20 protein-coding genes, 1 other RNA gene and 1 pseudogene are annotated in these 26,090 nt (G+C 60.9%); 12 read left to right on the top strand and 10 right to left on the bottom strand.

Annotated features, from left to right (window positions below; all coding sequences use genetic code 11):
• The first annotated feature begins 130 nt into the window (after positions 1-130).
• On the top strand, positions 131-1,546 hold the full coding sequence (locus CAG33_RS10820) for a DNA cytosine methyltransferase (RefSeq protein ID WP_085631756.1): 1,416 nt from the start codon (positions 131-133) through the stop codon (positions 1,544-1,546).
• A 68-nt stretch (positions 1,547-1,614) separates the two neighbouring features.
• On the opposite strand, the gene dapB is transcribed toward CAG33_RS10820, so the two are convergent.
• The 4 genes from dapB to grpE form a co-directional block, all read right to left on the bottom strand.
• Complete coding sequence (dapB, locus tag CAG33_RS10815; RefSeq protein ID WP_085578422.1) at positions 1,615-2,421, bottom strand: 4-hydroxy-tetrahydrodipicolinate reductase; 807 nt, start codon at positions 2,419-2,421, stop codon at positions 1,615-1,617.
• 9 nt (positions 2,422-2,430) lie between these two features.
• Positions 2,431-3,555, bottom strand: coding sequence for a molecular chaperone DnaJ (gene dnaJ / locus CAG33_RS10810; protein WP_085578420.1), 1,125 nt, complete (start codon positions 3,553-3,555; stop codon positions 2,431-2,433).
• A 298-nt stretch (positions 3,556-3,853) separates the two neighbouring features.
• A complete protein-coding gene (gene dnaK / locus CAG33_RS10805; protein WP_085578418.1) occupies positions 3,854-5,770 on the bottom strand; it encodes a molecular chaperone DnaK in 1,917 nt (638 codons plus the stop codon).
• A 102-nt stretch (positions 5,771-5,872) separates the two neighbouring features.
• Positions 5,873-6,439, bottom strand: coding sequence for a nucleotide exchange factor GrpE (gene grpE / locus CAG33_RS10800; protein WP_085638359.1), 567 nt, complete (start codon positions 6,437-6,439; stop codon positions 5,873-5,875).
• Positions 6,440-6,679: 240 nt separating this feature from the next.
• Between grpE and recN the strand changes: the two genes are divergently transcribed.
• On the top strand, positions 6,680-8,353 hold the full coding sequence (gene recN, locus CAG33_RS10795; RefSeq protein WP_085578414.1) for a DNA repair protein RecN: 1,674 nt from the start codon (positions 6,680-6,682) through the stop codon (positions 8,351-8,353).
• A gap of 75 nt (positions 8,354-8,428) precedes the next feature.
• On the opposite strand, the gene fur is transcribed toward recN, so the two are convergent.
• Complete coding sequence (gene fur / locus CAG33_RS10790) at positions 8,429-8,833, bottom strand: ferric iron uptake transcriptional regulator (RefSeq protein ID WP_007915216.1); 405 nt, start codon at positions 8,831-8,833, stop codon at positions 8,429-8,431.
• Between the two features lie 97 nt (positions 8,834-8,930).
• On the opposite strand from fur, the gene CAG33_RS10785 reads away from it, so the two are divergent.
• A complete protein-coding gene (locus CAG33_RS10785; protein WP_085578413.1) occupies positions 8,931-9,461 on the top strand; it encodes an outer membrane protein assembly factor BamE in 531 nt (176 codons plus the stop codon).
• 61 nt (positions 9,462-9,522) lie between these two features.
• Here CAG33_RS10785 and CAG33_RS10780 read toward each other — a convergent pair whose 3' ends face one another.
• Genes CAG33_RS10780 through CAG33_RS10770 form a run of 3 tightly spaced genes read right to left on the bottom strand, consistent with a single transcriptional unit; the run spans position 9,523 to position 11,675 of the window.
• Positions 9,523-9,837, bottom strand: a complete 315-nt coding sequence (locus CAG33_RS10780) for an RnfH family protein (RefSeq protein WP_085578411.1) — start codon at positions 9,835-9,837, stop codon at positions 9,523-9,525.
• Positions 9,830-10,264, bottom strand: a complete 435-nt coding sequence (locus tag CAG33_RS10775) for a type II toxin-antitoxin system RatA family toxin (RefSeq protein WP_085578409.1) — start codon at positions 10,262-10,264, stop codon at positions 9,830-9,832. Before CAG33_RS10775 ends, CAG33_RS10780 begins: the two co-directional genes overlap by 8 nt.
• 7 nt (positions 10,265-10,271) lie before the next feature.
• Positions 10,272-11,675, bottom strand: a complete 1,404-nt coding sequence (locus tag CAG33_RS10770; RefSeq protein WP_085578407.1) for a sodium-dependent transporter — start codon at positions 11,673-11,675, stop codon at positions 10,272-10,274.
• A 118-nt stretch (positions 11,676-11,793) separates the two neighbouring features.
• Between CAG33_RS10770 and smpB the strand changes: the two genes are divergently transcribed.
• Complete coding sequence (smpB, locus tag CAG33_RS10765; protein ID WP_085578405.1) at positions 11,794-12,276, top strand: SsrA-binding protein SmpB; 483 nt, start codon at positions 11,794-11,796, stop codon at positions 12,274-12,276.
• Positions 12,277-12,349: 73 nt separating this feature from the next.
• Here smpB and CAG33_RS10760 read toward each other — a convergent pair whose 3' ends face one another.
• Positions 12,350-13,117, bottom strand: coding sequence for an FCD domain-containing protein (locus CAG33_RS10760; protein ID WP_085578403.1), 768 nt, complete (start codon positions 13,115-13,117; stop codon positions 12,350-12,352).
• 261 nt (positions 13,118-13,378) lie between these two features.
• Between CAG33_RS10760 and CAG33_RS10755 the strand changes: the two genes are divergently transcribed.
• From CAG33_RS10755 to CAG33_RS29030, 8 genes and pseudogenes are all read left to right on the top strand, one after another.
• The gene (locus CAG33_RS10755; RefSeq protein WP_085638356.1) at positions 13,379-15,073 is read left to right on the top strand and encodes a lactate permease LctP family transporter; all 1,695 of its coding nucleotides are present in this window, start codon (positions 13,379-13,381) and stop codon (positions 15,071-15,073) included.
• A 149-nt stretch (positions 15,074-15,222) separates the two neighbouring features.
• Positions 15,223-16,047, top strand: a complete 825-nt coding sequence (locus tag CAG33_RS10750; RefSeq protein ID WP_085631768.1) for a (Fe-S)-binding protein — start codon at positions 15,223-15,225, stop codon at positions 16,045-16,047.
• Positions 16,044-17,498: a LutB/LldF family L-lactate oxidation iron-sulfur protein gene (locus tag CAG33_RS10745; protein WP_085638353.1), complete on the top strand. Its 1,455-nt coding sequence runs from the start codon at positions 16,044-16,046 to the stop codon at positions 17,496-17,498. The genes CAG33_RS10750 and CAG33_RS10745 overlap by 4 nt, the downstream gene beginning before the upstream one ends.
• Positions 17,498-18,169, top strand: a complete 672-nt coding sequence (locus CAG33_RS10740; RefSeq protein WP_085638350.1) for a lactate utilization protein — start codon at positions 17,498-17,500, stop codon at positions 18,167-18,169. Before CAG33_RS10745 ends, CAG33_RS10740 begins: the two co-directional genes overlap by 1 nt.
• On the top strand, positions 18,166-20,988 hold the full coding sequence (locus CAG33_RS10735; protein WP_085638346.1) for an FAD-binding and (Fe-S)-binding domain-containing protein: 2,823 nt from the start codon (positions 18,166-18,168) through the stop codon (positions 20,986-20,988). The genes CAG33_RS10740 and CAG33_RS10735 overlap by 4 nt, the downstream gene beginning before the upstream one ends.
• Before the next feature lie 129 nt (positions 20,989-21,117).
• A complete protein-coding gene (locus tag CAG33_RS10730; RefSeq protein ID WP_085631776.1) occupies positions 21,118-21,402 on the top strand; it encodes a hypothetical protein in 285 nt (94 codons plus the stop codon).
• Between the two features lie 96 nt (positions 21,403-21,498).
• Positions 21,499-21,888: a transfer-messenger RNA gene (gene ssrA, locus CAG33_RS10725) on the top strand.
• 158 nt (positions 21,889-22,046) lie between these two features.
• Positions 22,047-22,646 (top strand): annotated as a pseudogene (locus tag CAG33_RS29030) (DUF932 domain-containing protein); the annotation flags it as partial.
• Positions 22,647-22,789: 143 nt separating this feature from the next.
• On the opposite strand, the gene CAG33_RS10715 reads toward CAG33_RS29030, so the two are convergent.
• Positions 22,790-25,966 carry an Eco57I restriction-modification methylase domain-containing protein gene (locus CAG33_RS10715; RefSeq protein ID WP_085638343.1) on the bottom strand — a complete coding sequence of 1,059 codons (3,177 nt, stop codon included), beginning with the start codon at positions 25,964-25,966 and terminating at the stop codon, positions 22,790-22,792.
• Positions 25,967-26,090: the final 124 nt, after the last annotated feature.

Genomic DNA, 26,090 nt, shown 5'->3' with positions numbered 1-26,090 from the left:
AGGGTAGGTTCGCACAAACTCGACAGGACGCCGGCAGGGCAAGTTGAGATTAAACCGTCCCTGCGGTTGACACCCCTTTGCCCCTCTCTAGAATGGGTACCCATCTCAAGTTTCGAGAAAGAAACCCGCGATGAGTACCCATCTCAGCATCGCCGACGCCGCCGCACTGCTGAACGTCAGCACGCAGCGGGTCAGAACCTTATGCCGCTGCGGCGAACTCCAGTCCGAGAAGATCGGCAACTCCTGGATCGTCGAGCAAGCCAGCCTGAAAAACTATGGCCTCCGAACCGCACACATGATCGCACAAGACCACCCTGCCTACGCCGTCCAGACGTCACCCGACGCACGCAAACCGATCGCCCTGAGCTTCTTCTCCGGCGCCATGGGCCTGGACCTGGGCCTGGAAAAGGCTGGCTTCGACATCCGCCTGGCGTGCGAGTCGAACAAGCACTGCCGCCAGACCATCGCCCTGAACCGCCCCAACACCGCCCTGCTCGGCGACATCAACGACTGCACCGCCGAGCGGATCCTGGAAGCTGCCCAAGTGCGCGCCGAAGACGTCGACCTGATCGTCGGCGGCCCGCCCTGCCAGGCGTTCAGCACCGCCGGCAAGCGCAAGGCGTTCAATGACGACCGCGGCAACGCCTTCCTCAAGTACATCGACCTCGCCCTGGAGATCCGCCCGCGCTTCATCGTCATCGAGAACGTGCGCGGCCTGCTGTCGTGTCCGATGGATCACCGCCCGCACAACCAGCGCGGCAGCGAATTCCCGGACCTGTCCCTCGACGAAATGAAGGGCGGCGCGCTGAACTTCGTCATCAGCGTGCTCAAGCGGGCGGGCTACACCTGCACGTTCAACCTCTACAACTCGGCCAACTTCGGCACGCCGCAGATCCGCGAGCGGGTGATCATCATCTGCTCCCGCGACGGCAAGGAAGCGCCTTTCCTGACGCCTACGCATTCCGAGGACGGCTCCCACGGCCTGCCGGTCTGGAACAAACTGCGCGGCGCCCTGCAGGGCATCGGCCAGCACACGCACCTGAACTTCCCGGAAAAACGCCTCAAGTACTACCGCATGCTCAAGGCCGGACAGAACTGGCGCAGCCTGACGCCAGAGCTGCAACAGGAAGCCCTCGGCAAATCGTACTTTTCCGGCGGCGGCAAAACCGGTTTCCTGCGACGCCTGCATTGGGACAAGCCGTCCCCGACCCTGGTGACCCATCCGGCCATGCCGGCCACCGACCTGGCCCACCCCGAGGAAGACCGTCCGCTGTCGATCCAGGAGTACAAACGCATCCAGGAGTTTCCGGACGACTGGCAACTGGCGGGCCCGCTGATCGAGCAGTACAAGCAGGTCGGCAACGCCGTGCCGGTGAGCCTCGGCCATGCGGTCGGCAGGCTGATCCGCCAACTGCTGGCCGGCACCGACACCGTCCCTCCGCAGAACTTTCCGTTTTCGCGCTACCAGGCCACGTCCCACACCGAGTGGCTTAATCTGTTCGAACAGCAGAAGCAGAAGCACCAGTTCAACCTCGAACTGGCCTGACCCGAGGCAAACACCGGGCAAAACAAAAGGCGCCTTAGGCGCCTTTTGTTTGTTTGCTTGCTGATCCCTTACTTCAGGTCCAGCACGTCCTGCATGTCGTACAGACCCGGCTCGCGGGCATCCAGCCAAAGCGCGGCACGCACCGCGCCCTTGGCGAAGGTCATGCGGCTCGAGGCCTTGTGGGTGATCTCCAGGCGCTCGCCCTCGCAGGCGAACAGCACGGTGTGATCGCCCACCACATCGCCGCCGCGCACGGTGGCGAAACCGATGGTCTCCCGCTCGCGGGCGCCGGTATGTCCTTCACGGCCGTACACCGCCACCTTCTGCAGATCGCGATCCAGCGCATCGGCGATCACTTCGCCCATGCGCAGCGCGGTGCCCGACGGCGCGTCGATCTTGTGCCGGTGGTGAGCCTCGATGATCTCGATGTCCGCCTCGTCGCCCAGCACCCGCGCCGCCATGTCGAGCAGCTTCAGGGACAGGTTGACGCCGACGCTGAAGTTGGCGGCGAACACGATCGGGATCTCCCGGCCGGCCTCGGCCAGGATCTGCTTCTGGGCAGCATCCAGACCGGTGGTGCCGATCACCATGGCCTTGCCCGCCTTGCGGCAGAACGCCAGGTTCTTCAGCATCACTTCCGGCAGCGTGAAGTCGATCAGCACGTCGAATTCCTGCGCCACCGACTCCAGGTTGCCGGACAGCGGCACGCCGATGCGGCCCAGCGAAGCCAGCTCACCGGCATCCACCCCGATCAGCGTGCTGCCGGGACGAACGATGGCGGCCGTCAGGCCGGTCAGCGGTGCGCGTTGCTGCACCGCCTCGACCAGGATCTTGCCCATGCGCCCGGCAGCGCCCATCACAGCTATACGTCGCATGCCGACTCCTTACAGATCGCCGAAGAAGCGTTTCACGCCGTCGAACCAACCGGCGGTTTTCGGGGAATGGCTGTTGTCGCCCGCCAGCGAACTGCGGAACTCCTCCAGCAGCTCACGCTGACGACGGTCAAGGTTGACCGGCGTCTCGACCGCCACCCGGCACATCAGGTCGCCCGCACCGCCGCCGCGCACCGGCGCCACGCCCTTGCCGCGCACGCGGAACTGCTTGCCGGTCTGGGTGCCTTCCGGGATCTTCAGCTTGACCCGGCCATCAAGGGTCGGGATCTCCAGCTCGCCGCCCAGCGCCGCATCGACGAAGCTGATCGGCACTTCGCAGAACAGGTGCTTGCCGTCGCGCTGGAAGATCGCGTGCTCGCGCACGTTGATCACCACGTAGAGATCGCCGGTCGGCCCGCCCTGGGTGCCCGCCTCACCCTCGCCGGACAGACGGATGCGGTCGCCGGTGTCGACGCCGGCCGGCACTTTCACCGACAGGGTCTTGTACTCTTCGACACGGCCTTCGCCGTGGCAGGAGTCGCACGGGTCGGTGATGATCTTGCCCTGGCCATGGCAGCGCGGGCAGGTCTGCTGCACCGAGAAGAAGCCCTGCTGCATGCGCACCTGGCCGATGCCGCCGCAGGTCGGGCACGTGGACGGCGAGGAACCCTTCTTGGCGCCCGAGCCGTCGCAAGGCTTGCAGTTCACCAGCGTCGGAACGCGGATGTTCACGGTCGTGCCGCGCACCGCCTCTTCCAGGTTCAGCTCCAGGGTGTAGCGCAGGTCGCTGCCGCGCTGTGCGCCGCCGCGGGAACCGCCGCGGCCGCCGCCGAAGAAGTCGCTGAACACGTCGCCGAAGATGTCGGAGAAGTTCTGGCCGCCGAAGCCAGCACCGCCGCCGCCCATGCTCGGGTCGACGCCGGCGTGGCCGTACTGGTCGTAGGCGGCGCGCTTGCTGGAGTCGGACAGCACTTCGTAGGCCTCGTTGGCCTCCTTGAACAGTTCTTCCGACGCCTTGTCATCAGGATTACGGTCCGGGTGATGCTTCATCGCCAGGCGGCGGTAAGCCTTCTTCAGCTCGGCTTCGCTTGAGCCGCGCTCCACACCCAACACTTCGTAATAGTCACGCTTTGCCATAAGTCTTCGCACTCTTAAGGACGTTCGGCAAACCCCTCCTGAGCTTCGCCGAACTCGTTGAGCCCCCAAACAGGCCCGGACCCAACTCACGTCAATTTCAACGATCCTGGTCTTTGATCCGATGCGGCACTTGCGGCGCGAAAAGCAGGAGCATTTCCGGCCATGCCGCCAGCATCCGAACGTTGTCGCATGCTGTAAAAATTCGCGTATTCCAGATACGCCAACGCGGGAGCAAGCTCCCGCGCGGCGACATCCTACCAGTCACCGCCCAACGGCAGTCAACCGGCCGACCAACAACTTACTTGTGGTCTTTGACTTCTTCGAACTCGGCATCGACGACATCGTCAGCCTTTTCGGCTTTCTCGTCGTGCGGTGCCGCGCCTTCGGCAGGCTGGGCCTGTTCGGCGTACATCTTCTGGGCAACCGGAGCGGAGACCTTGGACAGCTCTTCGACCTTCGCGTCGATGGCAGCCTTGTCGTCGCCCTTGACGGCGGCTTCCAGGGCAACCACAGCCGCTTCGATCGCAGTCTTCTCTTCGGCGGTGACCTTGTCGCCCGCGTCGGCAATCATCTTGCGGGTCGAGTGAACCAGTGCGTCACCCTGGTTACGGGCAGCGGCCAGCTCTTCGAACTTGCGGTCTTCCTCGGCGTTGGCCTCGGCGTCACGCACCATGCGCTCGATCTCTTCGTCGGACAGGCCGGAGTTGGCCTTGATCACGATCGACTGGGTCTTGCCGGTGGCCTTGTCTTTCGCGCCGACGTGCAGGATGCCGTTGGCGTCGATGTCGAAGGTCACTTCGATCTGAGGCACGCCGCGCGGAGCCGGCGGAATGTCGGCCAGGTCGAACTTGCCCAGGGACTTGTTCTGTGCGGCTTGCTTGCGCTCGCCCTGCAGGACGTGAATGGTCACGGCGCCCTGGTTGTCGTCGGCGGTCGAGAACACTTGCGATTTCTTGGTCGGAATCGTGGTGTTCTTCTCGATCAGCGCGGTCATCACGCCGCCCATGGTCTCGATGCCCAGGGTCAGCGGGCTGACGTCGAGCAGCAGGACGTCTTTCACGTCACCGGCCAGAACGGCGCCCTGGATCGCAGCACCCATGGCAACAGCTTCGTCAGGGTTGACGTCTTTACGCGCTTCTTTACCGAAGAAATCGGTCACTGCCTTCTGCACCAGAGGCATACGGGTCTGACCGCCGACCAGGATCACGTCGTTGATCTGGCTGGCGTCGATGCCGGCATCTTTCAGGGCGATGCGGCATGGCTCGATGGTACGGTTCACCAGATCTTCGACCAGCGATTCCAGCTTGGCACGGGAGATCTTCACGTTCATGTGCTTCGGACCGGACGCGTCTGCAGTGATGTACGGCAGGTTGACGTCGGTCGACTGAGAAGAAGACAGCTCGATCTTGGCCTTCTCGGCGGCTTCTTTCAGACGCTGCAGCGCCAGCGGATCGTTCTTCAGATCCATGCCCGACTCTTTCTTGAACTCGTCGACGAGGTAGTCGATCAGGCGCATGTCGAAGTCTTCACCACCCAGGAACGTATCGCCGTTGGTGGCCAATACTTCGAACTGGTGCTCACCGTCGACTTCAGCGATCTCGATGACCGACACGTCGAAAGTACCGCCACCCAGGTCATAAACGATGACAGTGTGATCGCCCTTGGCCTTGTCCATACCGTAGGCCAGCGCAGCGGCAGTCGGTTCGTTGATGATGCGCTTGACGTCCAGACCGGCGATGCGACCGGCGTCCTTGGTGGCCTGACGCTGGCTGTCGTTGAAGTAGGCCGGAACGGTGATGACCGCTTCGGTAACCGCTTCGCCCAGATAGTCTTCGGCGGTCTTCTTCATCTTTTTCAGGACTTCGGCGCTGATTTGCGGCGGAGCCATTTGCTTGTCGGCGGCCTCGACCCATGCATCACCGTTGCTGGCCTTGACGATTTTGTAAGGCACCAGCTTGATGTCTTTCTGCACGACTTCTTCGTCGAAACGACGACCGATCAGACGCTTCACCGCGAACAGTGTGTTGTGCGGGTTGGTCACCGCCTGACGCTTGGCGGACTGGCCGACCAGGATTTCGCCGTCGTTGGCGTAAGCGATGATCGAAGGCGTGGTGCGCGCGCCTTCGGCGTTCTCAATCACTTTGGCCTTGCCGTTTTCCAGCACGGAGACGCAGGAGTTGGTAGTCCCCAGGTCGATACCGATAATTTTGCCCATGTTCACTCTCCCGAAACTTTGGATTTGGTTGCCGCAGCGGTCTTGGCCAACTGCGGTAGCACTTAAACGCTTGACTTCTAAATGGGGGCCTTACGGCAGATTTCAAGCCTTCTCGTCGATCGAAGGCGAAATCGGCGCCGGCGCCTTGCTGACCACGACCATCGCCGGACGCAGCAGGCGGCCGTTGAGCTGGTAGCCCTTCTGGAACACTTTCAGGACGCTGTTCGGCTCGACATCGGCGCTCTCCTGCATGGCCATCGCCTGATGGTGAACGGCGTTGAACGGTTCGCCATGCGGGTCGATCGCTTCGAGCTGGTAGCGCTTGAGGGTGTCGTGGAACATCTTCAGGGTCAGTTCGATGCCTTCGCGCATCGGACGGATGCTTTCGTCGTCCGGGCTCGACAGCTCGAGGCCGCGCTCCAGGCTGTCGACGATCGGCAGCAGGTCGCCGGCGAACTTCTCCAGCGCGAACTTGTGCGCCTTCTCGACGTCCTGCTCGGCACGGCGGCGGACGTTCTGCAGATCGGCGGCTACGCGCAGAGATTGATCCTGCGCAGCGGCCAGTTGCTCTTCGAGCACTTGCACACGGGTCGCCAGGTCATCGCCCGACGCTTCGGGCGCCTGATTGGCTTCTGGATTTTGCGTATCCACTGTCTGTTCGTCAGCCATAGAATTCTCCTTTCAATATCGTCCGCGGGCTCTACCCGCGCTTCTGCCCCGGTATATGGGGCCGCAAAATCAGGCTTCAAGGGCCTGGCGCGATTAACCCTACAAAAAAGTGCCGCATTGTCATTCCCGCACGCGATAACCGCCGATCGCCTCCAAGCCAATCGAGCTAAGGGAAGGCATTGTCAGCCCAAAACAAAACACTGTATAAATAACCAGACCTCAAGCCTGGGAGCGGCCCACATGCTGGTGCACCTGTCCGTACACAACTACGCCATCGTCGAACACCTCGATCTCGAGCTGGATCGCGGGATGAGCGTGATCACCGGCGAAACCGGCGCCGGCAAGTCGATCATGCTCGACGCCCTGGGCCTGACCCTCGGCGACCGCGCCGACAGCGGCGTGGTGCGCCCCGGCGCCGACAAGGCCGACATCCTGGCGACCTTCGACCTGGGCGACATCCCCGAGGCCGGCGCCTGGCTGGCCGAACGGGACCTGGAAACCGACGGCCCGTGCATCCTGCGCCGGGTCATCACCAGCGAGGGCCGCTCCCGCGGCTACATCAACGGCACCCCCTGCCCCTTGGGCGACCTCAAGGCCCTCGGCGAACTGCTGATCGACATCCACAGCCAGCACGAACACCAATCGCTGCTCAAGACCGACACCCACAGACGCCTGCTCGACGAATACGCCGGCGCCACCGACCTCGCCCGCCAGGTGCAGTTGGCCGCCCAGCGTTGGCGCCAGACCCGCCAGGAACTGGAGCGTCTCTCCAATTCCGGCGACGAGCAGCGCGCACGCCACCAATTGCTCAGCTATCAGCTCGAAGAGCTGGAAAACCTCGGACTCGGCGAAAACGAGCTGGAGGAACTGGAGCAGGAACACAAGAACCTGACCAACGCTGAGGCCCTGCTCGGCATTTGCCGACAAGTGGTTGACCATTGCAGCGAAAGCGATTCCGGCAACGTGCTGAGCGCCCTGACCGCTTGCCTCAATCGCCTGACCAGCGTCAACAGCACCATCGGCGCCCTGAACGAGGCCAGCAGCCTGCTGACCAGCGCGCAGATCCAGGTCGAAGAGGCCGTGGGCGAACTCAACCGGTTCCTCGACAACTTCGACGCCGATCCGGCACGCCTGCAGTATCTGGAAGAACGTTTGGACACCATCTATACCCTGGCGCGCAAACACCGGATCCAACCCACCGAGGTCGCCGAACTGCAGCAGAGGCTGCTGGACGAAATCGAAACCCTGAACGCCAATGACGAATCCATCGAGCGGCTGGGCGAGGAGCTCAACGCTTTCGCCCGTCATTATCAGGAGAAGGCCCGGGAGCTGAGTGACTTGCGGCATCAGGCCGCCGGCAGCCTGGCCGGCGCGGTGGAGCAGGAGATTCAACGCCTGGGCATGCCGGGCGGCCGCTTCACCATCGAGCTTCGCCCCAACGACAGCGACGAGCTGCAGCCCAACGGCCTGGAACACGTGGAACTGCTGGTCAGCGCGAACCCCGGCCAACCGCTCAAGGCGTTGGCCAAAGTGGCGTCCGGCGGCGAACTGTCCCGGATCAGCCTGGCGATCCAGGTCATCACCGCCCAGACCTCCCGCGTGCCGACGCTGGTGTTCGACGAAGTGGACGTGGGGATCGGCGGGCCGACGGCAGAGATTGTCGGCCAGTTGCTGCGGCGCCTCGGCGAACGGGGCCAAGTGCTGACCGTGACCCACCTACCGCAGGTGGCGGCCCAAGGTCACCAGCACCTGTTCGTGCACAAGGTGCGTGGCGAACAGGCCACCCACACGGCCGTGTCCCGGCTGGGCAAGAACGACCGCATAGAAGAGGTGGCGCGGATGCTCGGCGGCATCGACCTGACCAAGGAATCCTTGGCGCACGCCAAAAAGATGGTCGTCGCCGCAAAGGCCTGACCCCTGCACAAAGCACGAAGGCGACCCTCGGGTCGCCTTCGTTCGTTTCGCGAACCTGACGCTCGCGCGACAGGCTTACTTTTTCTTGCGGATGTACAGCACCAGATTGTGGTCGACCAACTCGACACCGTGCTCTTCGGCGATCGCCTTCTGGAGCTTTTCGATTTCCGGGCTGACGAACTCGACCACCTCACCGGTTTCCACGTTGACCATATGGTCGTGGTGTCCGCTGTCGGCCAGTTCGAATACCGCGTGGCCGCCGTCGAAATTGTGACGGACCACGAGGCCGGCCGCTTCGAACTGGGTCAGGACACGGTAGACCGTGGCCAGACCGACGTCCTCGCCAGCCTCCATCAACGCCTTGTAGACGTCTTCGGCACTCATGTGGCGCTGCTCGGTGGAGTCCAGCATTTGCAGGATCTTGACCCGAGGCAGGGTCACTTTGAGGCCGGCTTTGCGTAGTTCGCTATTTTCAACCATGGTCAGCTTTCTCGCGATGCTGCTTCGCAGCTTCTCTTAATGCGGGTATGATCGGCGTTTACGTTGTCCCAGCCAAGATAGTGGAAGTCGCCCACCGATGCAAAACACCAAGCTCTTGCTAACCAGTTTCACCTTCGTGGGACTGCTCGCACTCGCCGGTTGTTCATTCCCCGGGGTTTACAAAATCGACATCCAGCAGGGCAATGTCGTCACGCAGGACATGATAGACCAGTTGCGTCCGGGAATGACCCGGCGGCAAGTGCGGTTTATCATGGGCAACCCCCTGATCGCCGACACATTCCACCCCGACCGCTGGGATTACCTGTACAGCCTGCAGCCGGGCGGCGGTGAACGCCAACAGGAACGCATCAGCGTCAACTTCAACGCGAACGACCAGCTCGTCAGCCTCTCCGGTGACTTCATGCCCGGCGTAAGCCGTGACGAAGCCATCCTCGGCAAGGACACCGGCACCACCGTGACCGCCCCTGCCACAGAAAACGGCGAGAAGCCGAAACCGGAAAAACCGGTCAAGCCGGGTTCCCTGCTGGATCAGATCCAGAAGGACGTGGATGGCGTGGAAACCGTTCCGGTGCCGACGCCGGAGCCGCTGGAAACCTCGCCGCAATAATTTGCGACGCAATAAAAAACCCGGAGATTCCGGGTTTTTTATTGCCTGGCCACCGGCCGACTCACTGGTTTCGCGCTTTCGCCTCGGCGGCCCTGGCCGCACGCAGACGCCGCACTTCCTTCGGATCGGCCAGCAACGGGCGATAGACCTCGATGCGATCCCCTGCCTGAACCACACGCACTTGCGGGTCGGCGATCACCTTGCCGAAAATGCCCAAGGGGCAGCCGGCCAGATCCAGCTCCGGACACTCGCTGCCCAAGCCCGAGGCCATGAGCGCAGCGCGCACCGTCGTGCCCTCGCCCACGCTCACCGAACGCAGGATCTGACGGTCGACGGCGGCATACACCACTTCGATCTCGATCACCGGATCAACCATGCTTCTGCTTGGCGCGCTGGCAGAACGCATCCACCAGGGTGTTGGCCGCCTGATTGAACAGCGGGCCGAGGGTGGCGCGCACCAGCGGCCCTGCGTAGTCGAAGGACAAGTCCAGACTGATCTTGCACGCCTTCTCGCCCAACGGCTTGAACACCCAGATGCCGTGCAGTTGCGTGAACGGCCCCTCTTCCAGGTTCATCTCGATCGACTGCCCCGGCACCAGCGTGTTGCGGGTGACGAAATGCTGGCTGAGGCCGCCCTTGGCCACGCCGACGCTGGCGCGCATGTAGACGTCCGAGCTTTCCAGCACCTCGGCGGACGAACACCACGGCAGGAACTCCGGGTAGCGCGCCACGTCGTTGACCAGGTCGTAGAGAAACTGCGCCGGATAAGGCAACAGCGCCGAACGTTGAATATGTGTCGTCATGTCAGCGTCACTTCCAGAGCTGGGCGGCAAACACCACAAGAATGCCGATAGGCGCCACATAGCGCATCAAGAACAGGGACAAGGCGAACAGCGCCGGGCTGCGGATCGACAGCTCGTCACGCACCGCCTCACGCCCCATCACCCAACCGGCAAACATCACGAAACACAACCCGCCGAGCGGCAGCATGATCCGCGAAGTGAAGAAATCGATCACGCCGAAGAAATCCAGACCGCCCGCCGCGCCCCACTGGTAGAGGTGGAACAGGCCACCTTCGTTCACGAAGAATTTGGCCTCCTTCCAGATGTTGAAGGAGAACACCGTGCCCAGGCCGACGAACCAGCAAATGAAGGCCAGCCAGAACGTCACCCACGCACGGCTGATTTTAGTCCGCTCCACCAGATAGGCGACCATCGGCTCCAGCAAGGAAATGGCCGAGCTCCAGGCGGCGATGGCCACCAGGACGAAGAACACCACGCCCATCAGCTGACCGAACGCGACGTTGCCGAAGGCGAACGGCAGGCTGACGAACATCAGCCCCGGCCCTTCGCTGGGGTTCAGGCCACCGGCGAACACGATCGGAAACAGCGCCAGCCCCGCCAGCAGCGACACGAACGTGTCGAGCAGCGCGACACCCACGACGGTGCCGGACAGCGAGGTGTGTTTCGGCATGTAAGCGCCGTAGATCATGATCGAACCGACGCCCACGCTGAGCGAGAAGAACGCATGCCCCATCGCCGGCAGCAGGCCGTCGAGCACCTTGTCCGGATGGAAGTCGAACATGAAATGCACGCCTTCCATGAAATGCCCGGTGGTCATGCTGTAGCCGAGCAGCACCAGCACCATCACGAACAGCAGCGGCATCATGATCCGCAGGCTGCGCTCAAGACCGGCGACCACGCCCTTGGCGATCACGACGGCCGACAGCAGCATGAACACGGTGTGCCACAGCGTCAGGCGCCACGGGTCGGCGATCACGTTGCCGAAGTAGGCGCCCACCTGATCGGCGCTGGCGCCCTGGAAGTCGCCGCGCCCCATGTCGACGATGTAGTCCAGCGACCAGCCGCCCACCACACTATAGAAAGACAGGATCAGCAGCGCCGTGATCATCCCGGCGAACGCGCCCCACGACCACTTGGCCGTGTGCCCCGCCTCCAGCGCCAGCACCTTCAGGGCGTTGGCCGGGCTCTGCCGGGCGCGCCGGCCGATCAGGGTTTCGGCGAGCATCACCGGGATCCCGATCAGGGCGATGCACGCCAGGAACATCAGCACAAAGGCGCCGCCGCCGTAGACCCCGACCATGTAGGGGAACTTCCAGATGCTGCCCAAGCCCACGGCCGAGCCCGTCGCCGCCAATATGAAAACCCAGCGGCTAGCCCAACTGCCGTGGACAGAAACCTTGTCTGTCGACATCGTTTATCACGCCCAAGCGTTCGAAAAAGAGGCCGCATTGTCCGGGATTCACTCAACCTGCTCAAGCGCGCGCATCACCGTAGCCGCCAGCCGTTTATCTCCATATAATGCCGCCCCTATGGCCAAACAGAAAAAACACCCAACAGGAACCATCGCGCAGAACAAAAAGGCGCGACACGATTACTTCATCGAGCACAAGTTCGAGGCCGGTCTGGTTCTGGCCGGTTGGGAAGTAAAGAGTCTGCGGGCAAGCAAGCTGCAGCTGGTCGACAGCTACGTGCTGCTCAAGGATGGCGAAGCCTGGCTGCTCGGCAGCCACATCACGCCCTTGATGACCGCCAGCACCCACGTCATCGCCGACCCGGTGCGCACCCGCAAGCTGCTGCTCAACCGCCGCGAGCTGGACAAGCTGTCCGCCGCCGTTCAGCAGAAGGGCTACGCCTGCGTATGCCTGTCCTTCTACTGGAGCAAGCACATGGTCAAATGCGAGATCGCATTGGGCAAGGGCAAGAAGGAATACGACAAGCGCGACACCGAGCGCGAACGCGACGCCGGCCGCGAGCTGCAGCGCGCCGTGCGCAACAAGGGCAAGGAAGACTGACGCCAGTCCAGTCATAAAGTGCCGTGCGAGGGAGCAAGCTCCCTCGCCACAGATCAAGCCAGGCAAACCACCGTCACATCCCCTTGCGCCGCTCCGCCCGGGCCACGCGCTGAACTTCCTGACGCACTTCCTCCAGCACTTCCTGCACATACAGAATGTGCCGGCTGGACACCTCACGCGCCTGTTCCGCCCGCCCCTCGACAATCGCCAGATACAGCTCCCGGTGCTGGGTGATCAGCATGTCGCGGGTTTCCGCGCGCTGCTTGTACATGCCGCCGATGTTGGTCACCACGTTGCGCTTGAGCAGGTCGAACAGCCCGCGGATGGTGTGCAGCAACACGGCGTTGTGGCTGGCTTCGGCAATCGCCAGATGAAATTTCGCGTCCGCCGCACCCTCTTCCGCCCGACTCACTTCGTCGTGCCGTGAATAGCAATCCTGCAGTTCCTCGAACGCCGCCGTCAGCCGCTCGCGATCCACGTCGGTCGCGCGCAATGCCGCGTAATAGGCGCACGATGCCTCCAGGGTGTGCCGAAACTCCAGCAGATCGCGCTGGGCCTCAGGATTGCTCTCCAGCAGTTGCAGCAGCGGATCGCTGAAGGTCGAACCGAGGCTTTCCACCACATAGTTGCCGCCGCCCTGGCGGCTGACCAACAGGCCCTTGGCCGTCAGCTTCTGAATCGCTTCGCGCAGCGACGGCCGGGACACCCCGAACTGTTCGGCCAGCGTACGTTCGGCCGGCAAGCGTTCGCCGGACTTCAGCGTGCCCTCAAGGATCATCCCCTCAAGCCGCTCGACAATATCGTCAGACAAACGGCGCTGACGTATCTGATCAAACCCCATCACTCAATTCTCCACGACCCCGACCGCTCGCCGGGCTCTCTATTCTGGCCTATCGCCGCGTTGCCGGCACCTCTCAGATCCCGTCGATTCGACCGGCTCAACCGGCCCGAGCGTCCTGTTGTTCGACAAAAGTTTTAGGGCGGCAAATTGACACACCGATATCGAGGCTTTTACCCTAGCCGACAGCGATTGTAAATTGGTCTTACCAATTACCCAAATCGCTGACAGTGCCTGACCAACAACAATTAGGGGCCACCCCATATGCAAACCTGGCAACAGCTCTACAGCCCGCTCGGCAGCCTCGGCGTGTCCGCCCTCGCGGCCGTCATCCCCATCGTCTTCTTCTTTCTCGCCCTGGCGGTGTTCCGCCTCAAGGGCCATGTCGCCGGCAGCATCACCCTGGCGCTGGCCATCGCCGTGGCGATCTTCGCGTTCCACATGCCGGTGGACATGGCCTTCGCCGCCGCCGGCTACGGTTTCGCCTACGGTCTGTGGCCGATTGCCTGGATCATCGTGGCGGCCGTGTTCCTCTACAAACTGACGGTCAAGAGCGGCCAGTTCGAGGTCATCCGCAGCTCGGTACTGTCGATCACCGACGACCAACGCCTGCAGGTCCTGCTGATCGGTTTCTGCTTCGGCGCATTCCTGGAAGGTGCCGCCGGGTTCGGCGCACCGGTGGCCATCACCGCCGCGCTGCTGGTGGGGCTCGGCTTCAACCCGCTGTACGCCGCCGGCCTGTGCCTGATCGCCAACACCGCGCCGGTCGCCTTTGGTGCGCTGGGGATCCCGATCATCGTCGCCGGCCAAGTGACCGGCATCGACGCGTTCAAGATCGGCGCCATGACCGGCCGCCAACTGCCGCTGCTGTCGCTGTTCGTGCCGTTCTGGCTGGTGTTCATGATGGACGGCCTGCGCGGCGTGCGTGAGACCTGGCCGGCCGCGCTGGTGGCGGGCCTGAGCTTCGCCGTGACCCAGTACTTCACCTCGAACTTCATCGGCCCGGAGCTGCCGGACATCACCTCGGCCCTGGCCAGCCTGATTTCGCTGACCCTGTTCCTGAAGGTCTGGCAGCCAAAACGCGCCGCCGGCCAACACATCGCCGGCGCCGTTTCCGCCTCGGTGGTGACGGCCAGCGCAAGCGGTTTCGGCCAGAAGCGCACGACCGTCGAATCGCCCTACAGCCTGGGTGAAATCTTCAAGGCCTGGTCGCCGTTCCTGATCCTCACCGTGCTGGTGACCATCTGGACCCTCAAGCCGTTCAAGGCCATGTTCGCCGCCGGCGGCTCGATGTACGCCTGGGTGTTCAACTTCGCGATCCCGCACCTCGATCAACTGGTGATCAAGACCGCGCCTATCGTCGCCACGCCGACCGCGATCCCGGCGGTGTTCAAGCTCGACCCGATCTCCGCCACCGGCACGGCGATCTTCTTCTCCGCGCTGATCTCGATGGCGGTGCTGAAGATCGACTTCAAAACTGGTCTGACCACTTTGAAAGAGACCTTCTACGAGCTGCGCTGGCCGATCCTGTCGATCGGCATGGTGCTGGCGTTCGCCTTCGTCACCAACTACTCAGGCATGTCCTCGACCCTGGCCCTGGTGCTGGCCGCGACCGGTGCGGCGTTCCCGTTCTTCTCGCCGTTCCTCGGTTGGCTGGGTGTGTTCCTGACCGGCTCGGACACCTCGTCCAACGCCCTGTTCAGCTCGCTGCAAGCGACCACCGCGCACCAGATCGGCGTCAACGACACCCTGCTGGTGGCCGCCAACACCAGCGGCGGCGTGACCGGCAAGATGATCTCGCCGCAATCGATCGCCGTGGCCTGCGCCGCGACCGGCCTGGTGGGCAAGGAATCGGATCTGTTCCGGTTCACCCTCAAGCACAGCCTATTCTTTGCAACGATCGTCGGCCTGATCACCCTGGCCCAGGCCTACTGGTTCACCGGCCTGCTGGTGCACTGAGACGACGAGCCATAAGGAAAAAACCGACGCCGGTCCGTGATTCCGGCGTCAGCAATTCACACCCCGGTCTGTAAGGCTGCTGAAAGCAACGCGCTCTATATTCGGCAGCCGCACAGACGGATAACCGGGCCCACCCGGAGACACGCCTGATGAGCGAGCTTTTCTACAACGCCGTGCCCAACGCTACCCGCGTCGCACCGCCCCTGCCCGAACCCCGGCAATACCCCGGCGAGAAACCGTCGCGGGTCTACCTGTTCGGGACCTGCGTGGTGGATCTGTTCTACCCCGAAGCCGGGATGGACGCGATCCGCCTGCTGGAGCGCGAAGGCATCCGGGTCGACTACCCGCAAGGGCAGACCTGCTGCGGACAACCGGCCTACACCTCCGGTTACACCGAACAGGCCCGGACTGTGGCGCGCTCGCAACTGGCGCTGTTCGCCGGGGACTGGCCGGTGGTGGTGCCGTCGGGCTCGTGCGCGGGGATGATCCGCGAGCATTACGCCGACTTGTTCAAGGACGAGCCGGACACGCTGCAACAGGTGCAGGCCCTCGCGGCCCGCACCTATGAACTGGCCGAGTTCCTGCTGTTCGTCTGCAAGGTGCAGCTTGAGGACAGCGGCGAGCCGGTGAAGGTCGCCTTGCACACCTCGTGCTCGGCGCGCCGGGAGATGAACACCCACCTGCACGGCCGCGAGCTGTTGGCGCAGTTGAGCAACGTGGAACGGGTCAACCATGACCATGAAAGCGAATGCTGTGGCTTCGGTGGGACATTCAGCGTCCGTATGCCAGACATTTCCGGCGCGATGGTAGCCGACAAGACCCGCGCGCTGAAGGAATCCGGCGCGCACCAGGTGCTGAGCGCCGACTGCGGCTGTTTGATGAACATCAACGGTTCGCTGGAGAAACAAAAGGAAGCGCTGCGCGGCCAACACTTGGCCAGCTTCCTGTGGCAGCGGACCGGAGGTGCGAAGTGAGCGCCTCGACGATCATTCCTACGGTTGCCGTAGAAGAAGATTTCCGCGCCCGGGCCCACAACGCCCTGGGCGACAAGCAGTTGCGGAACAACTTCCGCACCGCGATGGACTCACTGATGGCCAAGCGAGCGGCGGCCTTCAGCGATGCCCATGAACGAGAACACCTGCGCGCTTTGGGCAATGCGATCAAGGCCCGCGCGCTGTCCAAGTTGCCCGACCTGCTCGAGCGACTGGAACAGAACCTGACCCGCAACGGTGTGACTGTGCACTGGGCGGAAACGGTGGACGAGGCCAATGGCATCGTTCTTTCGATCATCCGCGCTCACGAGGCGCGGCAAGTGATCAAAGGCAAATCGATGGTCAGCGAAGAGATGGAGATGAACCATTTCCTCGAGGCTCGGGACATTGAATGTCTGGAGTCCGACATGGGGGAATACATCGTCCAGCTCGACCACGAGAAGCCCTCTCACATCATTATGCCGGCCATCCACAAGAACGCCGGTCAGGTCGCGTCCTTGTTCCACGACAAACTCGGCGTGGAGTACACCAAGGACGTCGACCAACTCATTCAGATCGGTCGCAGGGTGCTGCGGCAGAAATTCTTCGAGGCGGACATCGGCGTCTCCGGCGTCAACTTCGCCGTGGCCGAAACCGGCACCCTGCTGCTGGTGGAGAACGAAGGCAACGGCCGCATGACCACCACGGTGCCGCCGGTGCACATTGCCGTCACCGGCATCGAGAAGGTGGTGGAAAACCTGCGCGACGTGGTGCCGCTGCTGTCCCTGCTGACCCGCTCGGCCCTGGGCATCCCGATCACCACCTACGTCAACATGATCTCCGGCCCGCGCAAGGCACACGAACTCGACGGCCCTCAGGAAGTGCACCTGGTGCTGCTCGACAACGGCCGCAGCCAGGCCTTCGCCGACAGCGAACTGCGCCAGACCCTCAACTGCATCCGCTGCGGCGCGTGCATGAACCATTGCCCGGTCTACACCCGCGTCGGCGGCCACACCTACGGCGAGGTCTACCCAGGCCCCATCGGCAAGATCATCACCCCGCACATGGTCGGCCTGGCGAAAGTTCCGGATCATCCGAGCGCGTCGTCCCTGTGCGGGGCTTGCGGCGAGGTCTGCCCGGTGAAGATTCCGATCCCGTCGCTGTTGCGCCGCCTGCGCGAAGAGAACGTCAAGGCGCCGGACGCGCCGAAACCGGTGATGCGCGGCCAGGGCAGCAAGTATTCGCGCAAGGAGCGCTTCATCTGGAACGCCTGGGCCAAGCTCAACAGCTCGCCGGCGCTCTACCGCTTGTTCGCCTTCGCGGCCACGCGCCTGCGCGCACTGACGCCGAACAACGTCGGCCCATGGACACAGAACCACAGCGCGCCGAAACCCGCCGCCCGCTCGCTGCACGACATGGCCCGGGAACATCTGGGCAAAGAGGGAGACCGCTGATGAGCGCCAAGCAAAACATCCTCGGCAAGTTGCGCAAGAGCCTGACCGGCACCACACCGATTGCCGACAACTTCGATGTCGATCTGGTGACGCAGCCTTACACCTACGCGGCCGAACAACGCATCCCGCAACTGCGAAAACTGATGGAAGCGGTGCACACCGAGATCCATCTGACCACCGGCGACGACTGGCCTGCCCTGCTCGCTCAACTGCTGCGCGACCGTCAGTTGCCCAGCCTGCTGATCGCACCGACCACCGACCACGGTCGACAGATCGCACAACACTGGTCGAACAATCCCGCCCTGCCGGTGCTCAAGGCCTACGACCGGCCGATGGAAGAATGGAAAGCCGAGCTGTTCAACGACACGCCGGCGAGCCTCACCGGCACCCTCGGCGCCATCGCCGCCACCGGTAGCCTGATCCTCTGGCCGACCCGGGAAGAGCCGCGCCTGATGAGCCTGGTGCCGACCGTGCACTTCGCCCTGCTCAAGGCCAGCCAGATCCGCGACAACTTCTACCAGGTGCAGCAGGAATTCGAATGGGCCCAGGGCATGCCGACCAACGCGTTGCTGGTGTCCGGCCCGTCGAAGACCGCCGACATCGAGCAAGTGCTGGCCTACGGTGCCCACGGCCCGAAAGACCTGGTGGTGTTGATCCTGGAGGACCAATGACGTTACCGGCGGCTTTCCTGCGCGATGCGCAGCAACTGATTCCGGCCGAACGCCGCTTCGACGATCCCCTGTCGACCCTGGCGTTCGGCACCGACGCGAGCTTCTACCGGCTGATCCCGAAACTGGTGGTCCGCGTCGAATCCGAAGACGAAGTGGTGGCGCTGCTGAAACTGGCCCGCCGCAACCGGGTGCCGGTGACCTTCCGCGCCGCCGGCACCAGCCTGTCCGGCCAGGCGATCAGCGATTCGGTGCTGATCGTGCTGGGCGACAACTGGAACGGCCGTGAAATCCGCGGCCACGGCGCGCAGATCCGTCTGCAGCCGGGCGTGATCGGCGCACAGGCCAACGCCTGGCTGGCGCCGTTCGGGCGCAAGATCGGGCCGGATCCGGCGTCGATCAACGCCTGCAAGATCGGCGGCATCGTCGCCAACAACGCCAGCGGCATGTGCTGCGGCACTGCGCAGAACACCTATCACACCCTGGCCGGCATCCGTTTGGTGCTGGCCGACGGCACGCGCCTGGACACCGAAGATGCCGCCAGCGTCGCGGCGTTTCGCGCAAGCCACGGCGAACTGCTGGAGTGTCTGGCGACACTGGGCCGCGAGACCCGCGCCAATGCCGAACTGGCTGCGCGAATCCGCCACAAGTACCGTCTGAAAAACACCACCGGCCTGTCGCTCAACGCCCTGGTGGATTTCGACGAGCCTGTGGATATCTTGAGCCACCTGCTGGTCGGCTCCGAAGGTACCCTCGGCTTCATCAGCGCGGTGACCTACGACACCGTGGTCGACCACCCGAACAAGGCCTCGGCGCTGATCGTGTTCCCGGATGTGGAAACCTGCTGCAACGCCGTCACGGTGCTCAAGCGCCAACCAGTGTCCGCCGTGGAACTGCTCGACCGACGCAGCCTGCGCTCGGTGCAGGACAAACCCGGCATGCCGGATTTCGTACAGCACCTGTCGAACAATGCCTGCGCCTTGCTGATCGAATCCCGCGCCGCCTCTTCCACATTGCTGCAGGAACAGCTGGCGCAGATCATGGCGTCGCTCAGTGGATTCCCGGTGGAAAAGCAGGTCGACTTCACCGAAGACCCGACCGAGAACGCCCGGCTCTGGGCGATCCGCAAGGACACCTTTCCCGCCGTCGGCGCGGTGCGCAAGACCGGCACCACGGTGATCATCGAAGACGTGACCTTCCCGGTGGAACAACTGGCCATCGGTGTGAACCGTCTGATCGAACTGTTCGACAAACACCGCTACGACGAAGCGATCCTTTTCGGACACGCTTTGGAAGGCAATCTGCACTTCGTCTTCACCCAAGGCTTCAACAGCGCAGAAGAAGTCGCACGCTACCAGGCGTTCATGGACGACGTGGCGCAATTGGTGGCAGTGGAGTTCGGCGGTTCGCTGAAGGCCGAGCACGGCACCGGCCGCAACATGGCGCCGTTCGTCGAACTGGAATGGGGCAGCGACGCCTACCAGTTGATGTGGCAACTCAAGCGCCTCCTCGACCCCGATGGCATCCTCAATCCGGACGTTGTGCTCAGCGAAGACCCGCAGATCCACCTCAAGCACCTCAAACCGCTGCCGGCGGCGGACGAGATCGTCGACAAGTGCATCGAATGCGGCTTCTGCGAACCGGTTTGCCCGTCGAAGGGCCTGACCCTGAGCCCGCGCCAGCGCATCGTGATCTGGCGTGACATTCAGGCGAGGAAGCGCGCCGGGGTCGACACCACCGAGCTGGAAAAGGCCTACGACTACCAAGGCATCGACACCTGCGCCGCCACCGGCCTGTGCGCGCAACGCTGCCCGGTCGGAATCAATACCGGCGAGCTGGTGAAAAAGCTCCGGGGCCGACACGCGACGCATACGAAAACCGCTAACTGGATCGAAGGAAATTTCGCCACGACGCTGCAAGGCGCACGCTTCACCCTGCACGTGGCCAACGGCGCCCGCATGCTGTTGGGAGCCCCGCGCTTGGCGAAGCTGTCGGCGACGCTGACGCGCCTGTCCAAGGGACAAGTGCCGCAATGGACCAATGCGATGCCGCAACCGGAGCGCGCCGTGCGCTTCAGCCCAACCGTCAACGACGAGCGCCCGCGCGTGGTGTACCTGGCGGCGTGCGTGTCGCGGGTGATGGGGCCCGCGGCGGGTGACCGGGAGCAGATGTCGCTGTACGACAAAACCCGTCAACTGCTGGAAAAGGCCGGGTATCAAGTAGTCTTCCCGGAGAATCAGGACAGCCTCTGCTGCGGCCAGCCGTTCGCTTCCAAGGGCTATGCCGAGCAGGCCGAACACAAGCGCCAGGAACTGATCGGCGCCCTGCTCCAGGCCAGCCGCGGCGGGCTCGACCCGATCTACTGCGACACCAGCCCCTGCACCCTGCGGCTGGTGCAGGATGTCGGCGATGTTCGCCTGGATCTGTACGACCCCGTGCGCTTCATCCGTACGCATCTTCTCGACCGGCTGGAGTTCACGCCCCAGGACGCACCGATTGCGGTGCACGTGACCTGCAGCACCCAACACCTGGGCGAAAGCCAGGCGCTGATCGACCTGGCGCGCAAGTGCAGCAAGAACGTGGTCATCCCGGAAGGCATCCACTGCTGCGGTTTCGCCGGCGACAAGGGCTTCACCACGCCGGAACTCAACCGCCATTCGCTGCGTACCCTCAAGGACGCGGTGCAGCAGTGCAGCGAGGGGATCTCCACCAGCCGCACCTGTGAGATCGGCCTGACGCAGCACGGCGGCATCGACTACCACGGACTGGTCTACCTGGTGGATCGCGTGACCCGGGCCAAACGCAGCGAAACGCTCGCCTGAAAAAAAACAGAACCCTGACGAACACCCGCAGTCCACCGAACAAGCCCCGCCGAACGGGGCTGTTCCTTCATCCGGTTGCCCGTCCTGACGGCCAGCGAAGTCTGGATCCTCAGTTCAAGGAGATTGCCCATGAAACGTTCTGTGCTGTTCGGTCTGTTCGTCACCGCCTCGATGCTGACCTCCGCCGCGTTCGCCGCCGGCGACCTATGCGAGACCAACCTGCAATCCATCGCCAACGCCAAGGCCCAGATTCCTGCGGACAAGAGCGCCCAGGTGGACGCCAGCGTCCAGCAGGCCAAAGCCTACCAGGCGCAAAACACTGACGATGGCACCAAGAAATGCATCACCGAAACCACCAAGACCCTCCAGGACATCCGCAACACGAACAAGGACGGCAAGGACGGCAAGAGCTGATCCGTGAACGGGCCAACCTTCGGGTTGGCCTCGCCAGCGGTTTGGCGTACACTGCACGTGCCTGTTGCTCAAAGAGAAATACCGAGCAACGGGTTCGGGGCCGATTAGGATTCGACGCCGGTGGCGAAACTTTAGGTGCATGCCGAGTTGGTAACAGAACTCGTAAATCCACTGTTGCAACTTCTTATAGTTGCCAATGACGACCAATACGGTGCTGCTCTCGCTGCTTAATTGCAGCTGACATGCACTCCTGGTGCCTTCGGGCCCAGCAATCATCAGGGGATGTCTGTAAACCCGAAATGATTGTCATATAGAACAGAATCGCCGTGCAGTACGTTGTGGACGAAGCGGCTAAAACTTACACAACTCGCCCAAAGCACCCTGCCCGTCGGGTCGCTGAGGGTTAACTCAATAGACACGGCTACGCATGTAGTACCGACAGCGGAGCACTGGCGGACGGGGGTTCAAATCCCCCCGGCTCCACCAATTCGATGAAAGAAGACGTCTTTGGACGTCTTTTTTTGTGCCTGAAATCAAGTAACCAAAGCGGCCCGATGGTATCTGAGCTCATCCTACAACTCGTGTATTCCACGTGGTATTCCAAGCCCATGACTGGTATTTCTTGAAATACATGCAGCATCGGAGCTCATCATGGGTGCCCAGTCGTGCTCAAAGGTAATGACGTGGTCAATGGCTATTTACTGCTGGCTACTTCCTGCGATGGGACACTGACCACTACTGCTACTCCGACCACCATTCGCGTCGTTTGCAATAACATCTTGAGCATTGCAGTCAATGGCACCAGCCAGGAGATCAAGGTTCCGCGCAGTACCCGTTTCAGCCCACATGCCGTAAAGCAGCAACTGGGCATTGCCGTTTCGCAATGGGACGACTTAATGTACCGCATGAGAATGCTCGCCGAGCGTAAAGTGCAAGACCATGAAGCCACAGATTTTCTACGGAACGTGCTAAGCAAAGGTACAGCCGGGCAACCCCGAGCGGAACGGCCTCCTGAATGAGCATGCGTTAACTAAGATGCTGAGCCTGTATGACGGTAATGGCTGAGGTACGGAACTTAAAGCGGCGAAGGGCACGGCATGGGGCCTGCTCAATTCGGTCACCGAGTACGTCGACCACGAGCCCGTGCTCGCAGCAACGAATACTGCATTGACACCGCTTGGTTTAGCCAAGGTGCGGTCATTAAACAACGAGCGCTCAACACCGCCCTGCAACTGGTAGCTTGAACCCGGGATGTTCATTTCTGGTCATGTCTGGAATATCAATAGCGTTTTTTAAACCGTAGATGGAAAATAAGAATACGCCGTCTCCCTGCCTTTTAAACGCTGACAGGGTGCCCACCAATCGATTGGTGGACCCCCTCCAAAAATCAAGCCTTAGCTCTAAGGGTTTCCATCCATTTCGTTAATACCATATCAGCGTGAGCAGCAATCCCTTGTACTAGAATCTGGCGCGCAGCAAAATTATGTTCTTGATGAGCTTGCTCCACCAAAATGGTCAAGTCTACGTGATCAGCAAAATTTTTGTTGAGACGAGGCAACTCCATGTGCTTGAAGATATTACCCACTTGAATAGAAATATTATGGCTCTCCACATACTCTTTCACGACATGGGAATTAAGCAAACCGCAGAGGAAATGGGCCTCCTGTTTATCATCAAAGGCTACAAAGTAAACTTTGTGATCCGGCACGTAAGGACGCTCCCCCCTGAAAGGAACCTCCGCCGTCCCGGCTACGGCAGCAGAAAACTGCCCAGACATTTCAGCCCATATCACCTTCCAAGGTTTAAAGGTGAACTCGCCTACGTTGTAGACGGCGTAATAAGGCGCACCAGGCATCCGGCCTCGATAAGTCGAACGCTGAGACAAGATGTCTTTGAAAGAGTTGAAGTATTGCTTTGTCCGTTTAAGATCTTGAACAACAGCCTCAGCTGCCTCGTAATCGTCCCGATTAATACCTTTATTTGGCACAATCGTAAAAAGGCCTTGAGCTGGCTTAAAGTAGCAAGCTTCAAAGTCACTCGCGCCTTTAATCAAGGGAAAAAGCAAATCTGGCTCAACCCAAACCTTCTTTGCCTTACCAATGTCCTTTTTCCCAGCCTCTGGCCTTGTCCTAATCTGAACCGCTCCTTTATCAGAAACATCCTCAATAGGAACGAAGTAGACGCCATTAAGGTCTGCTGTGATACCTTTACGGCCTACGATCCACTTAGACTCACCAGACAGTTTGCTCACCACATCCCAGCGGCCAGGGTTCAAAATTGCCCACGGTGATCCCACCTCCCCTACAGGCATAGCCTCCATGCTCAAAATCGATACACGATCTAGAACGTCATGAAGAGATAGAGTGGGATCGATAGCCTTACTAGAGCGTTTTGCCGCCTGCCAAACCCGATAATCAACCGGATAGGCTGGGGACTCTTTTCCCTTCTCAAAAACCACCACAGAAGTTTTGTTTGCGGCATCTGGAAATGGCTTGAGAGCTTTTAGGTCATCAACAAAAAGCGGCGACAGCCAATCGCTTTTGGTAATTTTGAAATTCCTGAACCCGGACGATGATGGGGACTGAAATACGGTTTGGGTAATCACAAAAGCAAGCTTACCGCCATTTTTTAGCCACTTGTCTCCCGTTGTGTAAGTAATAATGGCGGAAATATCAAGCTCGTTACCGCCATGAAACTTAGTATTGGAGAAAATAGAATATTGCTCACATGTAGGCTTGACCCGTTCCCGATACGCTTCAGGTAGCTTTGACCATCGCACCCATGGTGGATTTCCACATACCAAGTCAAAGTGCCCTGCAGTAGCCGACCAGAAGAAATTCCGCACGATACGGAACCAAATACCATTCCAATCTTGCCGGTGCAGCCCTAGGACCTGGTCATAAGTCTCCTTTAAGGTTTTACGCCAAGCAGCCGCATCATCTATGCTCAAAAGCTTGAATTTGACCAAAAGATCTTCAGCTTGAGCGAACTCCATATTTTTTTCGACAGCCTCTCCCATGAGCTCAAAAACATCATCCAAACGCTTACGATCGAAAGCCAGTTGAGAAGGTAAGCGAATATCCAGACGAGCCACTTGGCTACCAATCTGATACGAAACCACATTTTCATTGTCGTTTGGATCTCGTGCTGGTGAGTAGATGGCATCCGCTAATAAAATCGGAATTTCAATTTGCTCACCTTTGCAGGTCCGCAACAAGTCCGCAATCTCCATGAGGTAGTTCACACGAGCTGTCTGTACTGCCAAAGGATTTAAATCGAATCCCCATACTGACTGGCAGAGCATTTCAACAGTTTGATAGGCGGTCATTCCAGCTGATTCTGCAGCGAGCCGCTTACGCCGAATCATTTCAATAATGAAGGAGCCTGAGCCACAGGTAGGATCAAGTCCCCGAGTGTTCAACCAATCATCAATTTTCGCGCTGGATAGAGTGTGCTCTACCAACCAGTCAGGAGTGTAAAACTCCCCTAGGCTCTTACGCAATGTTTCAGGCACCAACCCTTGGTAAAAATCGCGTAGCACATCTCGCGTGCGCTCAAGACGATCTGTACGATAGAGAGAGAGCTTGCCCAAAACGCCACGCAGAGCATCAACAAGTTGTTTTCTGAAAGTGGAGTCCTGGCAAACATCCAGATACCAACTAAAGATAGCCTCTTCGATAAATCCTTTGATACCCGCTTCGGCAAAAATCTGACCTCGCTCAATGTCACTACCGAGTGAGCTGAGCAACGCCTCATCACTCAAAAGGAATGCCATCTCCTGGGTCAGGCCCTTCTTGGACGAGAGGCCATGCGCGGATACAATCTCAGCTGCCAACAGCTTGATAACCAATGAGTTGTAGCTATGGATAACAAATAGCCTACCCGCCATCTTGTATCGGGCACCACCTCTCCAGACAAATCGCAATGACGCATCAATGGCGCTTTCCTGCTCGCGGGAAAGGTCGGCAACTTGACCATAAAGTGTACGCCACTCTTCAAATAGCATCTTGATCTTGTTGTTGCCATCTAAAGCGAGGCCGGCAGCTAGCGCATCGGACATAGTCTGCATCAGAGCAATACCATGCTGAGCCCCCTGCCCAAAGTCTTCGATCAGGTTTTCAGTAATCACAGCGCGGCGGTAATTACTCTGGATGGCCTTAAGGACCAGCCCTACGACCTCAGGTGAAAATGGCAACAAATGCTGGGTATGAATGCTGTTATCGACCACCTGAGCAAAGCAGATATGGTCGCCATCGATAGCAATACCAATGTACTCATCCTGTTGAAGACCCTGAGCCTTGGCAGCACAGATGATGTATTTGAGCAGACGATCTTCTGTAGCCTCTTTAAATTTCAGACTGTCCTTGGATCCATTGAAAAGGCCCGGCGCTTTAAATTCTATAACTACATTGTTATAGCTGGCGTCACGCCTCGCACGCTCCGCATCAAAGTGGATCCCAAGCCCGTTCTCAAGAGCCGCTATCCAGGCCACCCTGACCTCCTCCTCATTACTCCACGGGCGATTGCGCTTGGCCTGAATTGCATCAAATACCTTTTGGAACACGTTTCTATCCCCAGCTGAACGATGAGCGGGCAAGCCTGCGAAAAAGCACCCAATGTGAGGGTTTGGCCAACGGATGCCCCTCACGAAAAAGCTCGCATTGTAACTCTAAGAAGGGGTCATCTGG

This window comes from Pseudomonas sp. B3(2017), from assembly GCF_002113595.1.
In the GTDB taxonomy this organism is placed as follows: Bacteria; Pseudomonadota; Gammaproteobacteria; order Pseudomonadales; family Pseudomonadaceae; genus Aquipseudomonas; species Aquipseudomonas ekonensis.
This window is presented reverse-complemented; position numbering and strand designations above follow the sequence as displayed.